Annotated in this window: 2 protein-coding genes and 1 pseudogene; 1 reads left to right on the top strand and 2 read right to left on the bottom strand. The window is 58.7% G+C overall.

All coding sequences use genetic code 11. The annotated features are described in order from the left end of the window. Positions 1–458: 458 nt before the first annotated feature. Complete coding sequence (locus F8561_RS24145) at positions 459–674, bottom strand: MbeD family mobilization/exclusion protein (protein ID WP_000137422.1); 216 nt, start codon at positions 672–674, stop codon at positions 459–461. Between the two features lie 6 nt (positions 675–680). Beyond that, the gene (locus F8561_RS24140; protein WP_136070821.1) at positions 681–1,172 is read right to left on the bottom strand and encodes an MbeB family mobilization protein; all 492 of its coding nucleotides are present in this window, start codon (positions 1,170–1,172) and stop codon (positions 681–683) included. Between the two features lie 250 nt (positions 1,173–1,422). On the opposite strand from F8561_RS24140, the pseudogene F8561_RS24700 reads away from it, so the two are divergent. Further along, positions 1,423–1,832, top strand: a pseudogene (locus F8561_RS24700) (hypothetical protein); the annotation flags it as partial.

Below are 1,832 nucleotides of genomic sequence, written 5' to 3'. Positions count from 1 at the left end.
CGCACCGCTGAAACGGGGTTGGCTGCGTTTCCGGTGCCAGACGCGAGAAAGTGGCGACAGACATAACGAAAAAACACCAGAAACGCAGCCGCTGAATATTACACTGGTGCATAGTCATGCAGCCAGATGCATGGATGTTAAAGTCACACTAAAATCCGCGCCAATGCCTTAAAAACCGACAAATGCTTCTCCAGCCAGTCCCACAGCTCCGCCGCCAGATACAGGCAGTTAAGCAATGATTCAATAAGATTTAACAGCTTCATTTCCCGCTCCTGAATAAGTCGTGACCTTTTTGATCACGAACCTATTTAGCGGGAGAAATAAGAGCCCCTCTTCGTGCGGGTTGTCAGCTGCCTGGATGGTTTAAAGTGTCGGCCCGCGGTAGGTTTTCTGCGGCTGGCGCTCCAGCTCCAGTGTTTTCTGATACTCATTCTCCCTCTGCCGGAGCTCGATGGCATTCAGTTCCCGGACAAGCGGCGCAGCTGCTCGCTTAAACTCAGCACCTGCGTGCTCAAGTCCGACACGCGCTCGTTCAGCACCGCGTTCTCCCGTTGCATAAGCCCACACATGCTCCGCCATTCCGCGAAGGCGCTCTCCCATTCGTCCAGCCTTTGCGAGTAGTCCTGCTGTAGCTGCTCTAATGCGCTCAGCAACTGCTTTTCCAGCTCTGTCATTTTCCGCTACTCCTGTTTCAGGCGGATCCATGTCGTCCCGTCGTAGGGGATGGCTTCGGTTTGCATCCCGGGCGGCAGGATAAGAAACCTCCGGCCGTCGCGGCTCTCCTGATAGCGCACTCCCCACGTCCGGGCAGTCATTTTCGCCAGGGTATCTTCCTGCTGACGAAGATGCGTGTAATTGTCGGTTATCTGCTGCCCCTGCCACCACAGTATGCTCCCGCTCGTGCCGATCAGCAGCGCTGACACCATCAGGATGGTGAACCATGTCCGCCCGGCAGTCCGCAGTACGCTCCGCCGGTTTTTCTCCATCGCCTCGCTCATACTCTGCTCGTGTGCGAGGATGGCGTCGCTGATTCTCCTCGCGCTTGCGCTCAGTTCCGCTCTGACAGACTGCTCGTGCTCGCTGAATGCGGCTTTCAGCATCTCGCCGGTACTCTGCTTCTGCGCTTTCGATTGCTGCTCTAAGTCCTTCGCCAGCGTTAAAAGACTGCTCATAGATGGCTCCCTTCAGTCGGATGTTTCGCCCCCCGTCCGGGTCGGCAATGCTGATACTGCTTTTCGTGGTGCGCACCACCTCAAAACCTGACCGTTCCAGCGCCTCAGTGACGTCCTGACGGTTTTTCAGCTCCCCGGACGAAGCAAGGGTCAGCAGTCCGCGCGTGATGGCTTCAGTGGCCTCCTGCTTCGTTTTCGGCAGTCCGGACGGCGTGACCAGCGCCCGGCGGTTTTCCGGCGCGTTCGGGTCATGCAGCCCCAGTCTGCCGTTCACGATGGTCTGCCAGGCATCGATGCGCGGCCGGTCGGCGCGGTCGTAGTACGGCTGGAGCCGCCTGCCGGTCAGCAGTTCGGTATTGGGGATCAGAAAGTTCAGCTCCAGACGCCCCTTGTCCGCGTGCTCCACCCACAGAATGCTGTACTGATCTTTATCGAGTCCGGGCATCAGAACCCGCTCGAAGCTGGCCATCAGTTTTTCCCGCTGGCCGGGAGGCAGATCGGCCTCCGCAAACGACAGTACGCCGGAGGTGTATTTCTTCACGTAAGGCGACGCGTCAATCAGCTCCCGGACTTCTTCCGGCTTCCCCTGCAGGACGCTGGCGCCTTCACGCTGCCGGTCTTTACCCAGCAGATAGTCCACCGGCCCGGCGCCACCGCCGC

Source organism: Enterobacter sp. 198 (genome assembly GCF_009025585.1).
Classification (GTDB): domain Bacteria; phylum Pseudomonadota; class Gammaproteobacteria; order Enterobacterales; family Enterobacteriaceae; genus Enterobacter; species Enterobacter ludwigii.
Note: the sequence above shows the minus strand (reverse complement) of the source record. Positions and strands in the feature narration are given on the sequence as shown.

Bases quoted from the DNA above. Each gene is read 5' to 3' on its own strand.
- F8561_RS24140 (WP_136070821.1), bottom strand. From the start codon at position 1,172: ATGAGCAGTCTTTTAACGCTGGCGAAGGACTTAGAGCAGCAATCGAAA.
- F8561_RS24145 (WP_000137422.1), bottom strand. From the start codon at position 674: ATGACAGAGCTGGAAAAGCAGTTGCTGAGCGCATTAGAGCAGCTACAG.